This is a genomic window from Schaalia radingae (assembly GCF_900106055.1).
Lineage (GTDB): Bacteria > Actinomycetota > Actinomycetes > Actinomycetales > Actinomycetaceae > Pauljensenia > Pauljensenia radingae_A.
In genome coordinates this window covers 1,212,822-1,232,132 of the sequence record NZ_LT629792.1, presented here as the reverse complement: position 1 = coordinate 1,232,132, position 19,311 = coordinate 1,212,822, and the positions used below count along the sequence as shown (strand labels likewise).

The following is a 19,311-nucleotide window of genomic DNA, read 5'->3' as shown; positions in this document are numbered from 1 at the left end:
TCAGTGATTCTTCTAACATACAAGGGCGCACCCTCATTTGAAAGACTTCCGCTGCCACGTTCGCTGCCAGACAAAGACGGTACGAACGCGAACGCTCCTACTTGGGCAACGCCTCGTTGACCACATCGAACAGTTCAGTCATGTGATGGTCGGATGCCAGGCGCTCAGTACTGACTTCCCTGCCCGAACCATCGCACAGCGGGACACACCAGTTCGGGTATTCCGTATTGGTGCCCGGTAGATTCTGAGGGCGGATATCTCCCACAGCGTCCACCAATGCCACACCCACCAGACGCGAAGGTGTCATCGTAATGAAGCGATGCAAAGCTGTCACGATTTCTTCCTTGCTGGGCTCTGGCGAGTCCAGCAATCCGTATTCGCGCAGACGCACCAGCATGCGTTCGCGCTCGATTTCCTCCCCCGCGCGCACCACATCAACAGGATCGACCAGTAAGCCCAACTGGTCACGCAGCGTGGTCTGCACGCCGTCAAGGTATCCCGAAGTGGGTGGCAGATCATGAGTGTTCACTGTCGCAAGAACGTCGCGCCGGTATTGATCCGCATGCAGCGGCCAGCCAGAGTCCTCCTTTTCGAACCACAGCACCGATGTTCCCAGGATTCCTCGATCATTGAGGTAGCCGCGCACCCACGGTTCAACCGTGCCAAGGTCCTCACCGATCAGCACTGCTCCGGCGCGCTGGGCTTCAAGCAACAGCACACCAACCATCGCTTCATGGTCGCAGGACACGTATGTTCCATGCGACGCTGGTTCTCCCTCGGGAATCCACCACAGTCTGAACAATCCCATGATGTGGTCAATGCGCACTGCTCCGGCGTGGGACAGCACGGTTCGAATCATGTCGCGCAGAGGCCGGTACCCGCACCGCGCCAGTTCACGTGGTGACCACGGAGGCTGCGACCAGTTCTGGCCTTGCTGAGAATACATATCCGGGGGTGCTCCCACCGTCATTCCCGGTGCAAACAACGTGGGCGTGGCCCACACGTCGGAGCCTTTCGGGTGAACGCCAACGGCCAGGTCAGCCATAATGCCGATGCTCATGCCCAGTTCTGTGGCCAGTGCCTGCGTATCTCGCAACTGTTCGAGGGCGACCCACTGACACCATGAATAAAAGTCGATGCGATCGGCCAGTTCAACTCGTGCGCGTTCAATCTGATCAGTATCAGTGAGCATTTCAGGAATCAAGGGCTGATCGTCGCGTTCCAGATTGCCTGCCACAGACGACCCGGACGCTTCGATGAGCGCGCACCACAAGGAAAAGTCCGCCAGCGCATCGCCTCCTTCGTTCGTGAAACGGAGGAACTGTGCGCGGCGCGATGGGCGCATGGGTTGCGCATGGAGGATTGCGAGTGCCTGAACCTTCGCCCGCCAGGAAGTGTCACGGTCAATCAGATCCGTGCGTGATGCGCCCCAAGACTCCTCGCGCAGAGCATCAACTCGGCTGCGGTCCCGTTCAGACAACTGCGCATATTCCGGCAGCGATTCAGGATGAATGTACAGCGGGTTCACCCACCTGCGTGTCACCGGCAGGTAGGGCGAGTTCTCCAATGGCGAGATGGGCGCACACGCGTGAACGGGGTTAATCAGCACAAACTGCGCACCGCGCGCAGCACTGACCGACACGATGTCCTGCAGATCCGCGGTGTCGCCGATACCCCACGAGGAGGCAGAACGTACCGAATAAAACTGCGCGGAGGTGCCCCACTGCTGATCGGACTGCGTCAGCGCAGGTGGATCGATTCGGTCGGGAACGACGATCAGCGGCGCGGAAAACACTGTTCCGCCCTCAACGGTTGCGACAAGGCGGTGCCATCCCAATGGCAGTGAGGCTGGGATTTCGAACGTTGCACGTCCCACTAGCTGATCGCCAATCTGACGTGGCGGCACCCATCGGTCGAGCTGGGGGCACTGTCCCCCCTCGCCACTTTCGAGTTCGTAGCTGACTGTCACCCTGCGGCCGTGCGGCACGTGGACGGGTACGTCGCGGGCGCAATGCTCGCGCACAACGGTGCAGTCAGGCAGGGTCGTGGACCATTGTTGATCCTCGGTGAATTCAATGGCGCGTTGAAGGTCATGGACAGTGGAATCCTCATCGAGAGGCAATCCCAGTGCGTGGAGAACCTTCAGCAAAGATGCGGCTTCGACGTCAACAAGGTTGCCATACCAATCCCAAAAGTGCGTCGCCACTCCATTGGCTTCGGCCACCGAGCGCAACAGGTCAATCTCGGTGTGTGCTGGTGCAGCTAGATCCATGAAGGTCTCCGACTCATCTCATCCACAGCGGTACTGCTACCGATCGTACACGTCATGAACACAGTTGACGCAGTTCGCCCATCACACGTTCCGCATCTATTCCAGTGACCAGCTGCACGACATCGCCTGAGCGCACCACCGCGATAACCGGCGGTTGTCTCAGTAGGTGTTCATCGATGCTATCTTGGTCGCGGACCTGCACGCGGATTCTCAATGCGCACGGTTCAAGATCGACAACGTTGTCGCATCCGCCCAGCCCCTGAAGTATTTCCCGGCATCGTTGCGGCAAGGATGTCTCAGCTGTCCATTCGCGATCCACGCCTGCCTGACGATTTTTGTGCACCATGTGTCCATCGTAGAAGATTGCCCACGATGCGCACCTGCTGTGCACAAAACGCCGCATGAACGGACAATAGAATTATGACGACACCGATCGACGTACCGTTGACCACCGATGAGCCCGTGGCATCTGTCCTGCGTATTCTGCGATTGACTGAAGATGCCGAGCACGAGGACACCTTCACTGCTCACTCCCTGCCGCAGGTGAGGCGCGTATACGGAGGACAAGTCATCGCACAGTCGTTGCTGGCGTCAATGGCCACCATTGACCAGGACGATCGGCTTCCCCATTCCTTCCATGCCTACTTTCTGCGCGGCGGTGACCCGGAAGCTCCGTTTACACTGCACGTCAACCGTCTGCGCAATGGCCGTTCCTTTTCGTCGCGTTCCGTGACATGCAGGCAGTCTGAACGCGAAATTCTCACACTCGCCGCATCCTTCCAGGGCCCTGAATCCGGTCTGACATACGACATTGAAGCGCCTGATGTGCCCGGCCCCGACTCCTGCGACTCAGCATTGGAGCTCTTCCGCATGATGAATCACCCGGTGGGCCGATTCCTCGGCAAGACTGCTGCATTCGATGTTCGTCATGTCCAGGACAGTTTGTATGTCAAACCCGACCCTCACCCCACGAATCGCCAGCAGCTTTGGATGCGTCCGCGCTCTCCGATCCCCTCCCAGGTCAGTCAGCTCATTCACCGCGCGCTTCTGGCATACGTCGTCGACCAAGTCATGTTAGAACCAGCCATGCGCGCCACCTCATTGTGCTGGATGACTCCAGGTCTGTCGGCAGCTTCCCTGGACCACGCCATGTGGTTCCATCACGATGTTGACATCAACGACTGGCTGCTTTTTGACGGCACGTGCACCAATGTCAACAGCGGCAGAGTCCTGACCCATATGCAGATTTTCTCCTCCGATGGCAGGCTCGTTGCCGATGCCAATCAGCAGGGCATGATGCGTGTGCCAAGTGGCGGTGTGCATGGCTCGGGCCGATGGGAGTTCATGGATGGCGACACGGCCACGGTCGCACCTGCTTAAGAAATGGAGTCCAATATGAGCATCTCTGCCCTGACCATTGCGGTCGCCACGCCGCTGCCCTCTGACCTGGTTGAACCACTCATGCAGTGCGATCCGCGCTTGCTGGTGGATTACCGCCCCCATTTGCTGCTGCCTCAGCGCTGGGTCGGTGACTGGGGTGGTGACTCGAGCGTCACCCGCACCGACCAGGAGCACGCCGAGTACGTCCAGATGCTCACCCACGCTGACATTCTTCTGGGTATTCCTGATTCCTCCGCTCGCCTGCTGCGCGAGGTTGTCGAGCACAACCCGAAACTTCGATGGGTGCACACAATGGCAGCCGGAGGCGGCGCACAAGTCAAGGCTGCCGGCCTGTCTGAAGATGACCTCCAGCGCGTCACCTTCACCACCAGCGCAGGTGTGCACGGCACGACGCTCGCTGAGTTCGCACTGTTTGGCCTGCTCGCCGGCGCGAAAGATCTGCCCCGACTGCACTCTGATCAACGCGCGCACCACTGGCCTGACCGCTACCCGATGCGCCACTTATCTGAAATGACCGTTCTGATCATGGGCACTGGTGGCATCGGGCGCGTCGTCGCGAACCGCCTTCACGCTTTCGGTGCAACCGTATGGGCAACCTCGCGTTCGGGCACACCGGTCGAGGGTGTGGATCGGCTCATCGCGATGGATGACCTGCACGATGCTCTGGGTCAGTGCGATGGCCTGGTGATCACTCTGCCTGGCACATCAGCCACCCGCCATATGATTGATGCCGCCGCGTTCGCGTCAATGAAACCGGGGATGATCCTGGTCAATGTGGGTCGAGGAACGGTGATTGACGAGGGCGCCCTCGTCGATGCCCTGGATGGGCAGCGCGTAGCTTTTGCTGCACTTGACGTAACGGAGACCGAACCTCTTCAGGATGACTCTGCCCTGTGGGATCATCCCCGTGTCCTGATCAGTCCTCACACGGCTGCGCTCTCAGCGCATGAAGGAGAGCGTATCGTTGAACTCTTCATGGACAATGCGGTGCGCTTCCTGGATGGTCGTCCGCTCCGCAACGTTGTCAACACCATCGAGTTTTACTAGCACCTCGACCCATGCACGCCGCTCCACCACGTAGGCCCCGGACTTTCACGGCTCTGGGCCGTCAGGCCATCGCTTTGATAGCACGCCAGATGGTGCGCGAGGGGCGCCGTACTGTCATTGTTCCGACCTATGCCTGCCTGACGATGATCGTGCCGTGGCAATTGGAAGGCATGCGCATCGAACAGGTGGCGTGCGATCCGGTGATGATGGATCCCGCAGACCTTGAACGAGCCCTTGCCAGGTGCTCAGCTGACGAAACAGTGGTGTTCTACTGCGAGACTTTCGGCTGTCAGCCCTCGCGCGCGCTCAGCGATGTACTCGGTGAAACACGCGGGCGCGGTGTCCGAGTTGTTGCAGACAGAACCCACAGTGTGCTGTGCGATTCGGTGTGCGCCGCTGACATGGAGGTTGTTTCTGCCCGCAAGCTCCTGTCGATTCCGGAGATCGCGTGGGTCGATGGCAAGGTCGACCAGCCCTCTCGACGAAGCGAGGCTGACAATGCGCTGACGCGAGCTCGCCAACAGTTTCTTTCCACTCCGTCGGTTGCAACGTTTGAAGCCGTTGAGGATCTGGCAGATGAGCTGTGGACGCCGGTGTCGCCGTCTCAGGACGCTATGACGGCGCTGGAAGCGGTCGATATGGCCGGGCTCCGTGCAGATGTGCGCCGCACGCGCACACGAGTGGAAGTGGGTCTGCCACCGGGGTGCACAGTAGTCAACGAGGGCGTGTGCGCTCCCCTCGTTGTGCGCACCAATCACGCCGACAAGGCGGCCGACGCACTGTATTCGCGCGGCATTGTCGGACCAATTCATTGGGATCGCCCCGCCAGCAGCCGGCTGGAGTGGCCGAGCGACCTGCTGTGCCTACCGCTGGTGATGACGCCTGACCAGTGCGATCAGTGCATCGAAGTCCTGACCGCTATTCACTCCTGAGTGCTTCGACCGGGTCCTTACGTGAGGCTGCTGAGGACGGGATCAAGCCTGCAATGAAGGTCAGGAACATGGAGATCGCCACCAGTATCGCTGCCGCACCCACCGGCAGGATCGCCACATTATAGATCCCGAAGTTCGCTCCCACAATGAGGTTGGCCGGTATGGTCAGCAGCGCGGAGATGCCGATACCCAGCAGGCCCGCAACCAGACCCACGATCAGGGTTTCCGCATTGAATACGCGACGAATATCCCGCTTGGATGCGCCGATGGCGCGCAGAATGCCGATCTCTTTCTTGCGTTCGAGCACCGAAATATAGGTGATCACGCCGATCATGATGGACGAGACAATCAGTGAAATCGCCACAAATGCGATCAGCACGTAACTCACCACGTTGATGATGGTGGTCACCGATGACATAAGCGTGCCAACCAGGTCACTGTAGTGGATGACCTTTTCCTCATGCCCGTCGGCTCGTTGCTGCTCGTTGTAGCTATCCAGAATGGTGATGATTTCACCCTTGGATTCAAAATCCGCCGGGAAAATGTCGATACGTGAGGGACTGGCCGGATCGGCATACCCCATCTTCGACAGATTCGCGTCGTATGAGGTTGGCTCGGTCATCATCATTTGAGCGATCAGCTCGCTCAGTTCCTTCTCATCCATGGTGAAGTTAAAGGCGCGAGCTAGAGCGTCCTCGTCAATTCCCATCGCTGCCGACATGTTCTGACTGAGCTGGCTCATCTGGTTGGAGATGGCAGTGCCAATTGAATTTTCGAGGATGGAGCCCACCTGCGCTGAAATCTGGTCCGACACAGCCGTCATGGCGTCGTTCATGTAGGCACTCATGGCGGCATTCATCTGCTCAGCGAGAGCCGGGCCTTGAGCTGCCATCTGTTCGTCCATCTGTTGCCCGATCGACTCGCTGATCTGCCCAATGGCCAAGTCCGCCACGCCGCTCAGATCGGCCTGTGTTCCGTTCAGGTTGTCCTCGTTCTGGGCGAGCAATGCCTTTCCCTCCTCCGAGTCGAGGAAGACGGCGAAGTTCGTTGCCACGTCGCTGGCGTCGAGCCCATGCACCATGCAGTACTGGAAGTAGCCTGTCATCACCTGCTCGACCAGTGAGTTCAAGCGTTCAGGCTCGATCGCACTAGCCGCATCCATGCCCAGGTTCTGCCAGTCCACGCTGGCCATCGCGCGCTCAATGTCAATACCGTCCATCAGTGAGCTCATGTCCACTGATCCGAGCATGTCCTCGATACTGAGAGTCGGCAGCATCGACGGGTCAATAGTCAGTCCCGGCATATTCAGGTTCAGGTTCAGTGCCGACGGATCGATTGCCAGCTGCGATTCGTCAAATGTGAACGCCTCGGCCAGGGCGTCCTGGTCCACGCTGATCAATGACTTGAAATCCACCCCGCTGTTGCGCGGATTGTTCTGTTCATCGGCAAAGGTACGCCCCGTGAGAATATTGACTGACTGCTGGTCCAGTTGTGCGGCGACCACGTCGGAGCCGGCCGCCTCGTCCATCAGGTCCCTGACCAGGCTCGACGTGTAGTAGATGCCGGGTTGCAGGGCTGTGGCCGTGACTGATTCAGCGGGCTGCACGATGCCGACAACTCGCAGATCCTTCCCCTTGTCGACCAGACCGGACACAAAATCCTGATCCTTGCGCTTATCGGTCCACACCTTGTGCGTCTCGTCATAGACGTAGTAGTCGGCAGCATTCACAACCTTGAACGCGACACCCATGATGTCGTCGTAGCTGACGTCGATTGAGTCATCAGGGGCATCAATGTCTTCCTGGTTGACGAATTGTGCCACCATTGTCTTGAGTTCTTCCGGATCGCGCAGTCCGAGCGCGTACAGCGCGAAGTCGCTCATCTTTCCTGAGGGAGTGAGGACGGCCAGCGCCTCGTTCGATTCCGTTGGCCAGTGACCGGCAACCATGTCGTACTGTTGCTCGATGAGGGAGAGGTCGTCGCCCAGTTCGTTGAATACGTCAGTGTTCATCGCCTGGTTCATGAAGGCATTCGAGGTGGTGCCTGCGCCGATGCCGAGGGAAGCGAAAGTTGTGTCCGGGTTGACCTGGCGTGGCCCCGATTCCATATCGTCCGCAAAAATCTGAGGCCTGACGTTGTAGCGATACTCGATGGAGCGGGCGTACTGATCGAGGTTGTCTGGATCGGAATCCAGGTATCTCTTGAGCGTGGTCAGATCATTTGAGTCAACCGTTTTGAACATGTTGGTCACCATCGGCATTTCGCCCACGTGTCCACTCTGCACACTGTCCGCGCTGTCTGATTTTTCTGACATTTCCGCGGACGCCTCGAGCATGGACGACATGTTCAGTCCCTGGTTGAAGATCTGGAGAGGATAGACGGAGAGCGTGTCTTCCTCGACGTTCTTGATATAACTGTTCACGCCGTTGGCAAGAGCCAAAATCAATGCAATCCCAATGATGCCGATACTGCCGGCGAAGGATGTCATCAGGGTACGGCCCTTCTTGGTCATCAAGTTGTTGAAGGACAGTCCCAGAGCGGTGAGGAACCCCATCGAGGTCTTCGCATTCTCGCTACTTTGAGTGATCTGACTGCGAGTATGCTCCTCAATCGGGTTGGAGTCGTCCGATACTGTGCCGTCCTTGAGTGTCACGATGCGGGTTGCGTATCGGTCAGCAAGGTCGGGATTGTGCGTCACCATAATCACCAGGCGGTCTTGTGCAATGCCGGTGAGCAGATGCATGATCTGTTCGCTCGTCACCGAGTCCAGGGCGCCTGTCGGCTCGTCAGCCAGAACAATCTCCGGGTCGTTGACCAATGCACGGGCGATGGCCACGCGCTGCATCTGGCCGCCTGACAGCTGGTTGGGGCGTTTGTGGGCGTGCTCCTCGAGGCCGACATCGCGAAGCGCTGCCAAAGCGCGTTGACGCCGATCGGAACGGGAGACACCGGACAGGGTCAACGCCAACTCCACGTTAGCGAGCACGCTCTGGTGTGTGATGAGGTTGTAGCTTTGAAAAACGAAGCCGATCCGGTTATTGCGGTACGTGTCCCAGTCGTGGTCGGAATAGGTGGAAGTGTCAACGTCGTCGACGATGATGGAGCCACTGTCGTAATGATCCAGGCCGCCGACAATGTTGAGTAGCGTCGTCTTGCCTGAACCCGACGGACCCAGGATCGCGACAAATTCGTTGTCGCGGAACTCAATTGAGACATCGTCGAGCGCCTGTTGCGTCAAGTCGCCTGTCGTGTAGGACTTGGTGACGTTATTGAGCTGAAGCATTGTCTGCCTCCTGGGGCATCAGGCCGGTGCTGACCAATTCGAGCCAGCGCGAGCGGATGGAGTGGTCGAAAGCGATGGGGGCGCTGCACAGCAGGATGCCGAAATCCTTGACCATGAAGTCGGTACGCAGCGAGTGGTCGCGGCGCCCGGCGTCAATGATTTCAGTGAGGTTGTGAACAATTCTTTCACGTGTGTGGGCGATTTCCCGATCGCGTAGATCTGAAAAAGATTGGAGATATTCGGCAACTGCCTGCCGGTTGGCGCCGTTGCCGGCCGCCTCAGTCACAATCACAGAGAGCAGATGGGACAGGGCGTCTCCCCCACGGACCTGACCATCTGCGACACGCTTGGCAGTCTCAGTGAAGAGATCACATAGATGGGTCAGAGCCTGCACTGCAACGGCGCGGACAAGCGCCTCTTTTGTCGGGAAATGCCGGTAAAGCGTTCCAACTGCCACTCCGGCTTCCCTCGCGATCTGTTTCATGGAAACACCTGGACCGTGTTTCTTGATCTGTTCACCGGCCGTTGACAAGATGCGCTGCAGATTCAGGCGCGCATCCGAACGGGTCGGGCCGCCCTCGTCAATAGTTAACGCTGCCGTGTGCATGGTGTCATTTCTCTCCCATGTCGTGATCATTTCGGTGAACGTGAATCTAGGTTCATGTTATGAGTGCCGCGCGCTTCACGCATTGTGAGCGTTCCGGATGTGGGCAGCCTCTCCTTGCAGGCTCGTTTATCCGCACGCGCGACGCGCACTGCATAGACTGAACGAATGACTCCCCCTGTCGATACACGCAATCATGAAATCACCGCTCCAGGACCGCTGCTTGTGCCTGGCGGAACGTTGAGGGAACCTGGCTGGGCACGCTCCCCTCTGCTGGACTACGACCGGCAGGCAATCACTGCTCCCCGGTGGCGCATCAAGGAATGGGACTACTACATTGCGCTCACAGATACCACCGCCCTTGCCTTCACTGTGTGCGACGGCGGCTACTTCGGTATGGTGTCGGTGTCGTGGGTGGATCTGACTGCTCCAAGTGAACACACTGAAACCGTTCTGATACCTCTGCCCATGGGACGGCTCAAACTTCCCCGCTCCTCCACTGCAGGGGTAAGCCAGTTTGTCAATTCTCGCGTCCGGATACGCTTCGAGACGACTTCTACAGGTCGAAAGATTCGCTGCCACATGAAGAACTTCAGCGAGAGTGAGGACTTCAAGTGCGTGCTGACCATGGAGCAACTGGGCATGGATTCACTGGTGATTGCCACGCCCTGGGCTGAAGATCCCCGTGCCTTCTACTACAACCAGAAGGTCAACTGTATGCCGGTTCGTGGAAGCGCAACATGGGGTTCGCGCCGCGTCGACTTCGATGCGGCGACGGATTTTTGCACCCTTGACTGGGGGCGCGGGGTGTGGACCTACGACAATCGCTGGTACTGGGGTTCAGGGAATGCACGCATCGACGGCGTTCCCTTCGGATTCAACATCGGTTATGGTTTCGGCGATACCTCGGCCGCCAGCGAAAACGTCATATTTTATGATGGCGTCGCGCACAAACTTGATGACGTGTTATTCCAGATACCTCATTCCTACACCGATCCGTGGCAATTCACGTCTAGCGACCACCGCTTCGAAACAGTCTTTGAGCCGATCATCGATCGCAGCGCGAGCATGTCGGTTGGCCCTGTCGCCACCGAGCAGCACCAGGTTTTCGGACGCATGAGCGGACACGTCGTACTCGACGACGGCACAGACCTCGAACTGCGCGATATCGTGTGTTTTGCCGAGGACGTCCACAACCGCTACTGACTCATTCGTCGATCTAGGCCAGTCGGTCAGTTCACCGATCCTTACTGATCAAAAGCATTCGCGCACCAATAGGTACCAGTACCTGTCGGTAGTGCAGGCATGTGCCGACCAGGTCTCGAAACTCCGCGACCTCATCGGTGTGAGACAGACAGTTGTCCACTACGAGCAGTCCTCACGGCATCAGGACCCTGTCCAGATAGGGCCAGTAATCGACGTCTGCAGAGCGTTCAGCATCCAGAAAGATCAGCCCGCACGATTCATCGCGCAGTTGTGCAAGAACATCTGCTGCATTTGCAACGCGTTGGTCGACTAGGTGCGACAGGGCCGGCTTCGTCAAGGTTTGCGGCTACCTCTACCGCACGGCCGGCGTCATTGTCCACAGTGAGCAGGGTGCCGCCACTGGATTCGAGTGCTTCCGCTATCCACATCGCTGAGAATCCGTTGGAGGTTCCGATCTCGACTACGGATGCCGGTGCCACAGTTTGAACGATGATGTTGAGCAGTTCGGCACTGGCAGGCTCAAGGTTACGGCGTCGGTCGAGCCGGTTTTCTTGTTGGGCGTCAAACTGACGTCCTTCTTCCCATAGGCGTTCCAGTAATGCTCTGCGACAGTCCTTCACGCTGCCACTTCCTCGTACGTCAAGCTCGCGGCTCTTATTCCACGTTAGTGGCTCGGAGCCCATTGACGCATGTATGAGCACAATCCACGACAAGAAAAAACCCGGAAACCTGCAATTTCCGGGAAAAACCGTCGGGCTGGCGGGATTTGAACCCACGACCCCTTGACCCCCAGTCAAGTGCGCTACCAAGCTGCGCCACAGCCCGAAGTTCGCCGTCACGGCGACCTGACTACTTTAGCTCACGAAAGCAGTCCTTTCCAAGTTGACCGACTTGATGCCGATCACATCGCGCGGTGTCTTGTTCAGCCCCGCACCGTTCGATAGGCTCCACTCATGTCATCGCCAGATTACTTTGCCAACGATTCGCGTACGAACCGCCAGCGTATGCTTGATGAAGACTTCTATATCGGCGACGATCCGGAGAACGCTCGAATCGCCCAGAAAGCCATTGAGCTATCTGAGCAGTATCGCCTCGCGATCATTGCGGGCAACGCGCAGGCACGTGAGATTTTGTGCGAATTACTCGGCTCGTTTGGCGCAGGTTCCTACATTAGGCCGCCTCTGAGCGTCGACTATGGTGAGAACCTGCATGTCGGTGACCGCACATTCATCAATATGAATCTGGTTGCCCTTGACGTTGCCGCCATCTACATCGGTGATGACTGTCAAATTGGCCCGAACGTTCAACTCCTGACGCCCATTCACCCACTGGCACCCATTCCTCGGCGCGACAAACTAGAGGCCGCGCGCTCCATCCGACTGGGCGACAATGTCTGGCTCGGAGGCGGTGTCATCGTGTGTCCAGGAGTGACAATTGGCGATAACACAGTTGTTGGTGCCGGTTCGGTTGTGACGCGAGATCTGCCGGCGAATGTCGTCGCAGTGGGGACACCTGCACGCGTAGTGAAAGACCTCGATCCGGAGGATACCCGCCTGGAATAGACCCCATATTTCCAGCGCAAACGATCTGTACATCACATGTCGACGCGCGCCCTGCCAATTCGCCGCTGTTGTCCCTAGACTCCATAGCGGGAATGGTCGCGCGTCTTGGCTTGAGGAGTCCACTGGCATGAACAAGGTTGGCATCGGTGTGTCCTTATTGGCATCCGTCACGTTCGCCGCTTTCACGTATATTGCCAAATTTACGCCGCCATTGAGCGGCACACAGTTGTGGGGCTGGCGCATCATGCTGACAGTACCCGGAATCATCCTCACTTTCATCGTGACCGGTCGCGGACGCTCCCTCGTTCGTGAAATACAGACCGTACGGGAAAATCCATCCCGACTGCTCAGCTACGCCTTTTGCGCGCCCATGCTGGCAGTGCAAATGCTGCTTTTTGGGTGGGCACCACAAATGGGCAGGACGCTTGAACTGGCACTGGGATACTTCCTCATGCCGGTCGTTATGGTGTTGGCGGGGCGTTTCGTGTACAAGGAACGCATGAGTCCCCTCTCGGCTCTTGCGGCTGTACTGGCCGGATGCGCCGTCATCTATCAGGTCGCCTCGACAGGGCAGCTCGGGTGGGTCGCTCTCATCGTCGCTCTGGGATACCCCCTGTACTTCATGGTTCATAAGTATTTCCATACCGAGGGTGTCTCCGCGCTCACGTGGGAAATGATCCTCGCCTCTCCACTGGCACTATGGTTCGCACTGGCACGCGGTGGCGTCAATGTCCCACGAGAAAATCCCCGACTGATCTGGATCATTCTGCTGATCGGCGCTGTCTCAGTGGTCGCCATGATCGTGTACGCATTGTCTGCGCGGATGCTGCCGTACAGTGTGTTCGGGTTGATGACCTACGTCGAACCCGTCCTGGTCTCCCTGCTCGCTATGGCAGCTGGAGAGCGCATCAGTCCTGGCGAAATCATCTTGTATATCGGAATCTACACCGCTGTTGGCCTGTTGGGTGTGGACGGCCTGTTGGCAATTGTGCACCGTGAACGCTGGCGTGCCTTCCCAGCTCGTCCATGGATCAAACGTCGCCGCAGAAAGTCGCCGCGTTCCCGTCACTTCAGGCGCGATCGCACATCCCGGTCGATCAACTCCACCAACTGATCGACCACTTGATCAATTGTCAGATCAGAGGTGTCGATCGGCGTCACACCGGCCGCCGGTGTCATGAACTCCGACACTGTTGAATCCGCGGCGTCGCGCCCCTGGACCTGTGCACGCGTTGCTTCCAAAGCCTCGGCATCCACACGACCATACAGTTCCAGTGTCCGCCTGCGCAGCCGTGCTTCGGGGTCGGCACTCAGCAGCACCCTGACATCGGCATCCGGGCACACCACCGTTGTGATGTCACGGCCTTCAGCGACCATACCGTGACCGTTTGCGCGTGCTTCCATCATGCGGCGGCGCTGCTCACGCGCCATCCAGTGACGCACTTCCATATTGGTTGCCACCTGGGACACCACGCCAGAGATCCGGGGCGTGCGGATATCGAGGGTAATCTCCCGTTCCCCCATGAAGAAGTGGGGATCCTGTGGATCAGAGTCCATACGAAGCGGCATTTGGTCTGCTGCAGCCGTGACTGCGTGATGGTCAGCCAGGTCCACCCCAGATTCCAGGGCGAACCACGTGAGCGCACGATACATCGCACCCGTGTCGAGGTATCCGATGCCCACGCGCGACGCCACGCGTCTGGAGACAGTTGATTTTCCAGACCCTGCGCTGCCGTCGATGGCAACCGTGACGCCGACACGTTCAATTCCCTCACGCAACGCTGCATCGAAATCTGTAACAACTGGTGCGTCCTGGTCGCCCATCACACTGCTCCTACTCTGTACTCGCATGCGCAATAATGCGCCATCCGCGTTTAACCAACTCGACCTCCGCCTCACGCGCACGCGTCGGATCCACCATGATGCGAGCCACACCAACCCGCTGGCGGGCAGCATGGTCAACCGTGAAGTCTTCAATGTTCACGCCGATCGACCCCAGTTCCGTAAACAGGTGCCCAAGCTCGCCAGGCTCATCTGGCACCAGAACCTCAACCTCGGCGAAATGGACAGGAACGCCACCGTGCTTGCCCGGAATACGTTCGACTCCACGGTTGCCTGCTTCCATGACGCGGTTTACCGCACCGACCGATCCACCCGTCAGCGGACCGCCTTGGGCGGCGCGATGCAGATGCTCGCGAAGGGCGTTTAAATCGTCACTGAGTGCATCCAAAACCTGCGTGATTGGACCAGCGTTGCCAGCCAGGATGACGGTCCACAACCGAGGGTCCGACGCTGCAATCCTGGTCGTATCACGCAATCCCTGGCCAGCTAGGGACAATGCTTCACTGGGCGCGTCCGCCAAGCGCGCGGCAAGCAGCGAGGACACCAATTGCGGCACATGAGACACCAGAGCAACTGCATGATCATGGGTGGAAGCATCCAGCTGCACAACAACCGCCCCAACATCCGTCGCCAACGTGCGGACCGCGACGATCGCCTTGTTCGATGAGGCCTCGTGCGCGACCACCACCCAGGGCCTGCCGATAAACAGGTCGGGATCTGCCGCCCCCGCGCCGGAGCGTTCACGACCTGCCATCGGGTGCGAACCAACGTATCGCGCTGCCAACGTGGCATCACCTGTGGATGTGGCCAGCTCCAGGACCTCCTGCTGCACAGCGCTCTTAACGGACGCCACGTCCGTGACAACGGCTTCAGGGTAGTCCTGCAAAGCGCGCACCACGCACTCCCCTGCCACGTCAGGTGGGGTCGCCACGACGACAAGGAGCGGCTCGACGGTCCTCACCGTCTGCAGGGCTCGGCCCGCTCCCATGTCAACGGCAAGCTGCTCAGAGGTGGGAGATGCATCGCTGAGAAATACGTCGATCCCTCCCCTGCTCAACGCGAGGCCGAGGGAGGCGCCCAACAGACCAGATCCAATAATCAGAACTGGGCCATGCGTCCCGACTGCGCCTGCCATTACAGGCCTACGCAGGAGTACAGGCCGACGAGCATGTTCCCCTTCACGCGGCGCGTCGTGCCTGGTTGCAGGCGCTCGAGGCGAATAGGGCCGAACTCGGTGCGTACCAGTTCGCGCACTGGGAAGCCGACCGCATCCATGAGTCGACGCACCAGACGGTTGCGCCCCTCGTGCACGCGGATCTCAACAGCCGTGATGTCGCCGAAGGTTTCAACAACCCTGAAACCGTCAACGGCAATCGGACCGTCTTCGAGTTCAATTCCCTTGAGCAGCTGCTTGCACACCTGAGGCTTGACCTCACCGTGGACGCGCGCCACGTATGTCTTGGGCACCTCATAGCTCGGATGTGTCAAACGGTTGGCCAACTCACCGTCATTGGTCAACAGCAACAGTCCTGACGTATCAATGTCCAGGCGTCCGACGTGATAGAGGCGCTCCGGGTAGTCTCCAATGATGTCGGTCAGACAGGGACGCCCCTCAGGGTCATCCATCGTTGAGACCATGCCGACCGGCTTGTTCAGCGCCATGACGATGTGTTTCGACTCGTCTGTGATCACCAGATCGCCGTCTACGTGGATAACCTGATGGCCGGGGTCGACACGCGTGCCCATCGCAGTTACTACATGGCCGTCCACGCTCACGCGTCCCTCGCGGATCAGCTCTTCGGCAGCGCGCCGCGAGGCGATTCCTGCTTGAGACAAGACCTTTTGCAGCCGAATTCCACCTTGTACGTGTGGATCGTTTCTCACAGTGTCTCCTCCATGTCATGAGCCAATTCGTCAAGCTCGTCGCTTTCGGGCAGGTAGGGTGCCAAGGGCACCAGCTCGTCCAGAGAGTTCATCCCCATGCGCTCCAGGAACATGTCAGTTGTCCCGTACATTCGGGCACCTGACGGCGCCAGCCCCACTTCTTCAATCAACCCGCGTGCCACCAGCGTACGCACAACCGAGTCAACATTCACGCCTCGAATGTGTGAGATTCGCGCCCGCGTCACCGGCTGGCGGTATGCCACCACCGCCAGTGTTTCCAATGCGGCCTGACTGAGTTTGGATGATTCGGAGCCGACGATGAAGCGGCCCACCATGGATGCCCACTGAGATGAGGAATAGATGCGCCACCCTCCAGCGGCGTGGCGCAGTTCGAATCCACGCGCCCTCGTGCCGGGGATTCGGCCCGCATACTCGTGGGCGAGGTGTTCCAGCGCGGTGGTCACATCATCTTCATCAGTGTCTAACGCATCAGCGAGTTGAGCGGCACTGACGGGTGCGTCGGCGACCATCAAGATCGCTTCCAGTGCGCAGTACAGCGCGTCGGACGGCTCACTCATTGTTCCTCCATTGACGAGGGCGTCTCCCCCTCGTAGTCATCGATCGGCACCTCGTCCAATGTGGTTCCGTTCCATTTCACCGTCAGTTCGCCCAGTGCTTCGGCCTGATCAAACTCAATAATAGTGCGGCGGAAAAGTTCCAGGACCGCCAGAAACCGCGACACCACGACAGCTGTGCTCTCAGCATCTGCGATGAGCGCGTGGAACGTCATCACCGGCTGGGCGCGCAGTTTATTCATGAGGATCGGAACCTGCGTGGCGACCGGGATCACCGGGTCGTGCAGGTGGGCGATCTGCACAGCAGGTGGGCGGTTGCTGAGCGCATCGGCCGCTAGGCGCGCAAGATCTTCGGCACTAATGGTCCACACCAGTTCAGGCAGCAGTGCAGCGAAATGCGGTTCCAGTGCGACGTCCCGGGCGTATGACCCGTCGAAATCTCCCAGTCGTGAAGCGATGCTACCGGCGGCCATTTTGAATGCCCGGTATTGCAGCAGGCGCGAAAACAGCAGGTCGCGTGCTTCCAGATCTTCCAGGTCGACATCTGTTTCATCGACGTCACGCGGGAGAAGGTGTGCCGCCTTCATGTTAAGCAGCGTGGCCGCCACGACGAGGAATTCCGTGGTGCGTGACAGGTCCGGGAATGCGCTCATGTGAGCGATGAACTCGTCGGTCACTTCTGCCAAGGCGACCTCGGTAATGTCGAGGCGCTTGCGTGAAATCAGCTGCAGCAGCAGATCAAAGGGACCTTCGAATACGTCCAGTGTGACTCGAAATTGATCGATGGTCCCTTCGTCAATGATCTCAGGCGACGCCACCACGAGCAACCACTTCTCGAGCCAGGCGGCGGTACGCTTGCGCTCCAGGATGCGTTGGTGCATACGTGGTGATCGGTTCAGTCGCCACCGACGCGTCAGGGAATTTCACCGTGCGACGGATCCTGGTCGAAAACACCAGGTCACCGAATGCTTCACTGAGCCGCTCCAGAACCTCACGCGTGTGCAGCGTGCGAGTATCGACCATCGTGGCCACGATTCCGTCAATGTTCAGCCGCGGGTTGATCCGGTCACGCACCGTCTCAATGGTCTCGACCAGTAGCGCCACACCTCGCAGGGCAAAAAACTCAGCCTCTACCGGCACGATCACGCCGTGGGAAGCGCTCAACGCGTTCACGGTCAGCAGGCCCAGTGACGGCTGGCAGTCAATGAGGATGACGTCGTATTCATCAGCCACCGAACGCAGCACACGTGCAAGAGCGGATTCGCGCGCCACTTCGTTGACCAGTTGGACTTCCGCAGCAGACAGGTCGATATTCGCCGGCAGGACGTCAAGATTGTCCACCGCCGTGGGCACGATCGCCGTATGTGCATCCGGTTTGGACGCCATCAGCAGCGTGTAAATCGTCTGGTCCAGTTCCAGGGCATTGATGCCCAGACCCACCGATGCGGCACCTTGCGGATCAAAGTCGACGATCAGCACACGCCTGCCGTATTCAGCAAGCGCGGCACCCAGGTTGATGGTCGTCGTGGTCTTGCCGACGCCGCCCTTCTGGTTGCACATGGCAATAATGCGTGCAGGGCCGTGCCCTTTGAGCGGCTCAGGAACAGGGAAATCTTCTTCCTCGTTGGTGGTGCCACCCAAATCCGTTACCAATGCAGGTTGATCATCATGAGTCACGCTCTTAGCCTAGTTCATTGTGCCGCGTCAGTTGCGCAGCTGGGCACGTGGATGAGCGGATCGGTACACTTCACGCAGCGTCGTCGCCGTCAACCGGGTATAGATCTGCGTGGTCTGAACGCTGGCATGTCCGAGCAGTTCCTGCACGTCACGCACGCTCGCTCCACCCTCCAGCAGATGCGTGGCAAAGGAATGACGCAGAGTGTGGGGCGATACTTTCGATTCCAGGCCGGCCTCACAGGCTACCCGTTGAATCGATTCCCACGCCGATTGGCGCGACATGGGTCGCCCTCGTAAATTCAGGAACAAATGCGAATCGCCTCGTCCTCGGGAGGCAAGCTCCGGGCGAGCACGCACCAGATAATTGCCCACTGCCTGACGTGCAGCGTGTCCCACCGGCACCAGACGTTCCTTACGTCCCTTGCCGAACAGACGCACGACCGGTAGTTCCTCATCCAGGTCGATGTCATCGACAGCCATTGCCAAAGCCTCTGACACGCGTGCCCCGGTGGCGTAGAGGACTTCGAGCAGCGCATGGTCTCGAATGCCGCGCGCCGAGTCGTCGCGCGCCGCCATATCCAGCAGGCGTGTCACCTCGTCAATACTGAGGGCTTTGGGCAGGCGCTCCCCCATTCTCGGTGAGTGCACATCCTGCGTCGGGTCGACCGCACCGTATTTTTCACGGATCGCGAAACGATGAAACCCTCGAATCGCTGCCAGTGCGCGCGCAATTGACGAGGGAGCCTTCGGTGCCGTTTTACCGTGAGGATGGGACAGGGTGGACAGATAATCTGCGACGTTGTCGGGGGTGACCGCCTTCAGATCCGTGACCCCACGTTGATGCAAGGCCTGAATATAGCCCTCGATGTCCCGGCGATAATTCGTCACCGTGTGCACCGATGCGCCTTTTTCCACCTGCAGGTAGCTCAGCCACTCCTCGGCAATACTGTCCAAAGCGTCCACGTGTGAATGCTAGACGATCAGGCCCAGGTGCGCGGCTGAAAGTCCTCGTCAGGGGTCGCAGTA

18 protein-coding genes and 1 tRNA gene are annotated in these 19,311 nt (G+C 58.9%); 6 read left to right on the top strand and 13 right to left on the bottom strand.

Annotated elements, in window-relative coordinates:
• Positions 1-97: 97 nt before the first annotated feature.
• Entirely contained in the window at positions 98-2,272 is a 2,175-nt protein-coding gene (gene malQ, locus BLT69_RS05450) for a 4-alpha-glucanotransferase (RefSeq protein WP_070727174.1), read from the bottom strand.
• Between the two features lie 52 nt (positions 2,273-2,324).
• Complete coding sequence (locus tag BLT69_RS05445) at positions 2,325-2,618, bottom strand: PTS sugar transporter subunit IIB (protein ID WP_083314502.1); 294 nt, start codon at positions 2,616-2,618, stop codon at positions 2,325-2,327.
• Positions 2,619-2,692: 74 nt separating this feature from the next.
• On the opposite strand from BLT69_RS05445, the gene BLT69_RS05440 reads away from it, so the two are divergent.
• The 3 genes from BLT69_RS05440 (at position 2,693) to BLT69_RS05430 (ending at position 5,652) form a co-directional block, all read left to right on the top strand.
• On the top strand, positions 2,693-3,652 hold the full coding sequence (locus tag BLT69_RS05440; protein WP_070727172.1) for an acyl-CoA thioesterase: 960 nt from the start codon (positions 2,693-2,695) through the stop codon (positions 3,650-3,652).
• Between the two features lie 15 nt (positions 3,653-3,667).
• Positions 3,668-4,720: a D-2-hydroxyacid dehydrogenase gene (locus BLT69_RS05435; RefSeq protein ID WP_070727381.1), complete on the top strand. Its 1,053-nt coding sequence runs from the start codon at positions 3,668-3,670 to the stop codon at positions 4,718-4,720.
• Positions 4,721-4,794: 74 nt separating this feature from the next.
• Positions 4,795-5,652, top strand: a complete 858-nt coding sequence (locus tag BLT69_RS05430) for a hypothetical protein (protein WP_162272393.1) — start codon at positions 4,795-4,797, stop codon at positions 5,650-5,652.
• Here the strand turns inward: BLT69_RS05430 and BLT69_RS05425 are convergent.
• Both BLT69_RS05425 and BLT69_RS05420 read right to left on the bottom strand, forming a co-directional pair.
• The gene (locus BLT69_RS05425) at positions 5,639-8,935 is read right to left on the bottom strand and encodes an ABC transporter ATP-binding protein/permease (RefSeq protein WP_070727168.1); all 3,297 of its coding nucleotides are present in this window, start codon (positions 8,933-8,935) and stop codon (positions 5,639-5,641) included. The two genes, BLT69_RS05430 and BLT69_RS05425, sit on opposite strands and share 14 nt — an antisense overlap.
• Entirely contained in the window at positions 8,919-9,572 is a 654-nt protein-coding gene (locus tag BLT69_RS05420; protein ID WP_070727167.1) for a TetR/AcrR family transcriptional regulator, read from the bottom strand. The genes BLT69_RS05425 and BLT69_RS05420 overlap by 17 nt, the downstream gene beginning before the upstream one ends.
• 135 nt (positions 9,573-9,707) lie before the next feature.
• Here BLT69_RS05420 and BLT69_RS05415 point away from each other — a divergent pair, with 135 nt between their 5' ends.
• Positions 9,708-10,745 (top strand): DUF2804 domain-containing protein, encoded by a 1,038-nt coding sequence (locus BLT69_RS05415; protein ID WP_070727163.1) that lies wholly within the window; start codon positions 9,708-9,710, stop codon positions 10,743-10,745.
• 257 nt (positions 10,746-11,002) lie between these two features.
• Here BLT69_RS05415 and BLT69_RS11055 read toward each other — a convergent pair whose 3' ends face one another.
• Complete coding sequence (locus BLT69_RS11055; RefSeq protein WP_227469355.1) at positions 11,003-11,365, bottom strand: O-methyltransferase; 363 nt, start codon at positions 11,363-11,365, stop codon at positions 11,003-11,005.
• A 131-nt stretch (positions 11,366-11,496) separates the two neighbouring features.
• Positions 11,497-11,570 (bottom strand) — tRNA-Pro (locus BLT69_RS05405).
• A 128-nt stretch (positions 11,571-11,698) separates the two neighbouring features.
• On the opposite strand from BLT69_RS05405, the gene BLT69_RS05400 reads away from it, so the two are divergent.
• Both BLT69_RS05400 and rarD read left to right on the top strand, forming a co-directional pair.
• Positions 11,699-12,307, top strand: a complete 609-nt coding sequence (locus BLT69_RS05400; RefSeq protein ID WP_092648582.1) for a sugar O-acetyltransferase — start codon at positions 11,699-11,701, stop codon at positions 12,305-12,307.
• 127 nt (positions 12,308-12,434) lie between these two features.
• Positions 12,435-13,421, top strand: coding sequence for an EamA family transporter RarD (gene rarD, locus BLT69_RS05395; RefSeq protein ID WP_092648581.1), 987 nt, complete (start codon positions 12,435-12,437; stop codon positions 13,419-13,421).
• On the opposite strand, the gene cmk is transcribed toward rarD, so the two are convergent.
• The 7 genes from cmk to xerD are packed head-to-tail and all read right to left on the bottom strand — an operon-like array spanning position 13,373 to position 19,248.
• Positions 13,373-14,131 carry a (d)CMP kinase gene (gene cmk, locus BLT69_RS05390; protein ID WP_092648580.1) on the bottom strand — a complete coding sequence of 253 codons (759 nt, stop codon included), beginning with the start codon at positions 14,129-14,131 and terminating at the stop codon, positions 13,373-13,375. The genes rarD and cmk overlap by 49 nt on opposite strands.
• Before the next feature lie 10 nt (positions 14,132-14,141).
• On the bottom strand, positions 14,142-15,284 hold the full coding sequence (locus BLT69_RS05385; protein ID WP_092648579.1) for a prephenate dehydrogenase: 1,143 nt from the start codon (positions 15,282-15,284) through the stop codon (positions 14,142-14,144).
• On the bottom strand, positions 15,284-16,033 hold the full coding sequence (locus BLT69_RS05380) for a pseudouridine synthase (protein WP_092648578.1): 750 nt from the start codon (positions 16,031-16,033) through the stop codon (positions 15,284-15,286). The genes BLT69_RS05385 and BLT69_RS05380 overlap by 1 nt, the downstream gene beginning before the upstream one ends.
• Positions 16,030-16,611, bottom strand: a complete 582-nt coding sequence (gene scpB / locus BLT69_RS05375; protein WP_058236676.1) for an SMC-Scp complex subunit ScpB — start codon at positions 16,609-16,611, stop codon at positions 16,030-16,032. The genes BLT69_RS05380 and scpB overlap by 4 nt, the downstream gene beginning before the upstream one ends.
• On the bottom strand, positions 16,608-17,429 hold the full coding sequence (locus BLT69_RS05370) for a segregation and condensation protein A (RefSeq protein WP_371935805.1): 822 nt from the start codon (positions 17,427-17,429) through the stop codon (positions 16,608-16,610). Before BLT69_RS05370 ends, scpB begins: the two co-directional genes overlap by 4 nt.
• On the bottom strand, positions 17,413-18,285 hold the full coding sequence (locus BLT69_RS05365; RefSeq protein WP_193600039.1) for a ParA family protein: 873 nt from the start codon (positions 18,283-18,285) through the stop codon (positions 17,413-17,415). The genes BLT69_RS05370 and BLT69_RS05365 overlap by 17 nt, the downstream gene beginning before the upstream one ends.
• A 27-nt stretch (positions 18,286-18,312) precedes the next feature.
• Entirely contained in the window at positions 18,313-19,248 is a 936-nt protein-coding gene (gene xerD, locus BLT69_RS05360) for a site-specific tyrosine recombinase XerD (protein ID WP_257590421.1), read from the bottom strand.
• Positions 19,249-19,311 lie beyond the last annotated feature (63 nt).

Bases quoted from the DNA above. Each gene is read 5' to 3' on its own strand.
- malQ (WP_070727174.1), bottom strand. From the start codon at position 2,272: ATGGATCTAGCTGCACCAGCACACACCGAGATTGACCTGTTGCGCTCG.
- BLT69_RS05445 (WP_083314502.1), bottom strand. From the start codon at position 2,618: ATGGTGCACAAAAATCGTCAGGCAGGCGTGGATCGCGAATGGACAGCT.
- BLT69_RS05440 (WP_070727172.1), top strand. From the start codon at position 2,693: ATGACGACACCGATCGACGTACCGTTGACCACCGATGAGCCCGTGGCA.
- BLT69_RS05435 (WP_070727381.1), top strand. From the start codon at position 3,668: ATGAGCATCTCTGCCCTGACCATTGCGGTCGCCACGCCGCTGCCCTCT.
- BLT69_RS05425 (WP_070727168.1), bottom strand. From the start codon at position 8,935: ATGCTTCAGCTCAATAACGTCACCAAGTCCTACACGACAGGCGACTTG.
- BLT69_RS05420 (WP_070727167.1), bottom strand. From the start codon at position 9,572: ATGATCACGACATGGGAGAGAAATGACACCATGCACACGGCAGCGTTA.
- BLT69_RS05415 (WP_070727163.1), top strand. From the start codon at position 9,708: ATGACTCCCCCTGTCGATACACGCAATCATGAAATCACCGCTCCAGGA.
- BLT69_RS05400 (WP_092648582.1), top strand. From the start codon at position 11,699: ATGTCATCGCCAGATTACTTTGCCAACGATTCGCGTACGAACCGCCAG.
- rarD (WP_092648581.1), top strand. From the start codon at position 12,435: ATGAACAAGGTTGGCATCGGTGTGTCCTTATTGGCATCCGTCACGTTC.
- cmk (WP_092648580.1), bottom strand. From the start codon at position 14,131: ATGGGCGACCAGGACGCACCAGTTGTTACAGATTTCGATGCAGCGTTG.
- BLT69_RS05385 (WP_092648579.1), bottom strand. From the start codon at position 15,284: ATGGCAGGCGCAGTCGGGACGCATGGCCCAGTTCTGATTATTGGATCT.
- scpB (WP_058236676.1), bottom strand. From the start codon at position 16,611: ATGAGTGAGCCGTCCGACGCGCTGTACTGCGCACTGGAAGCGATCTTG.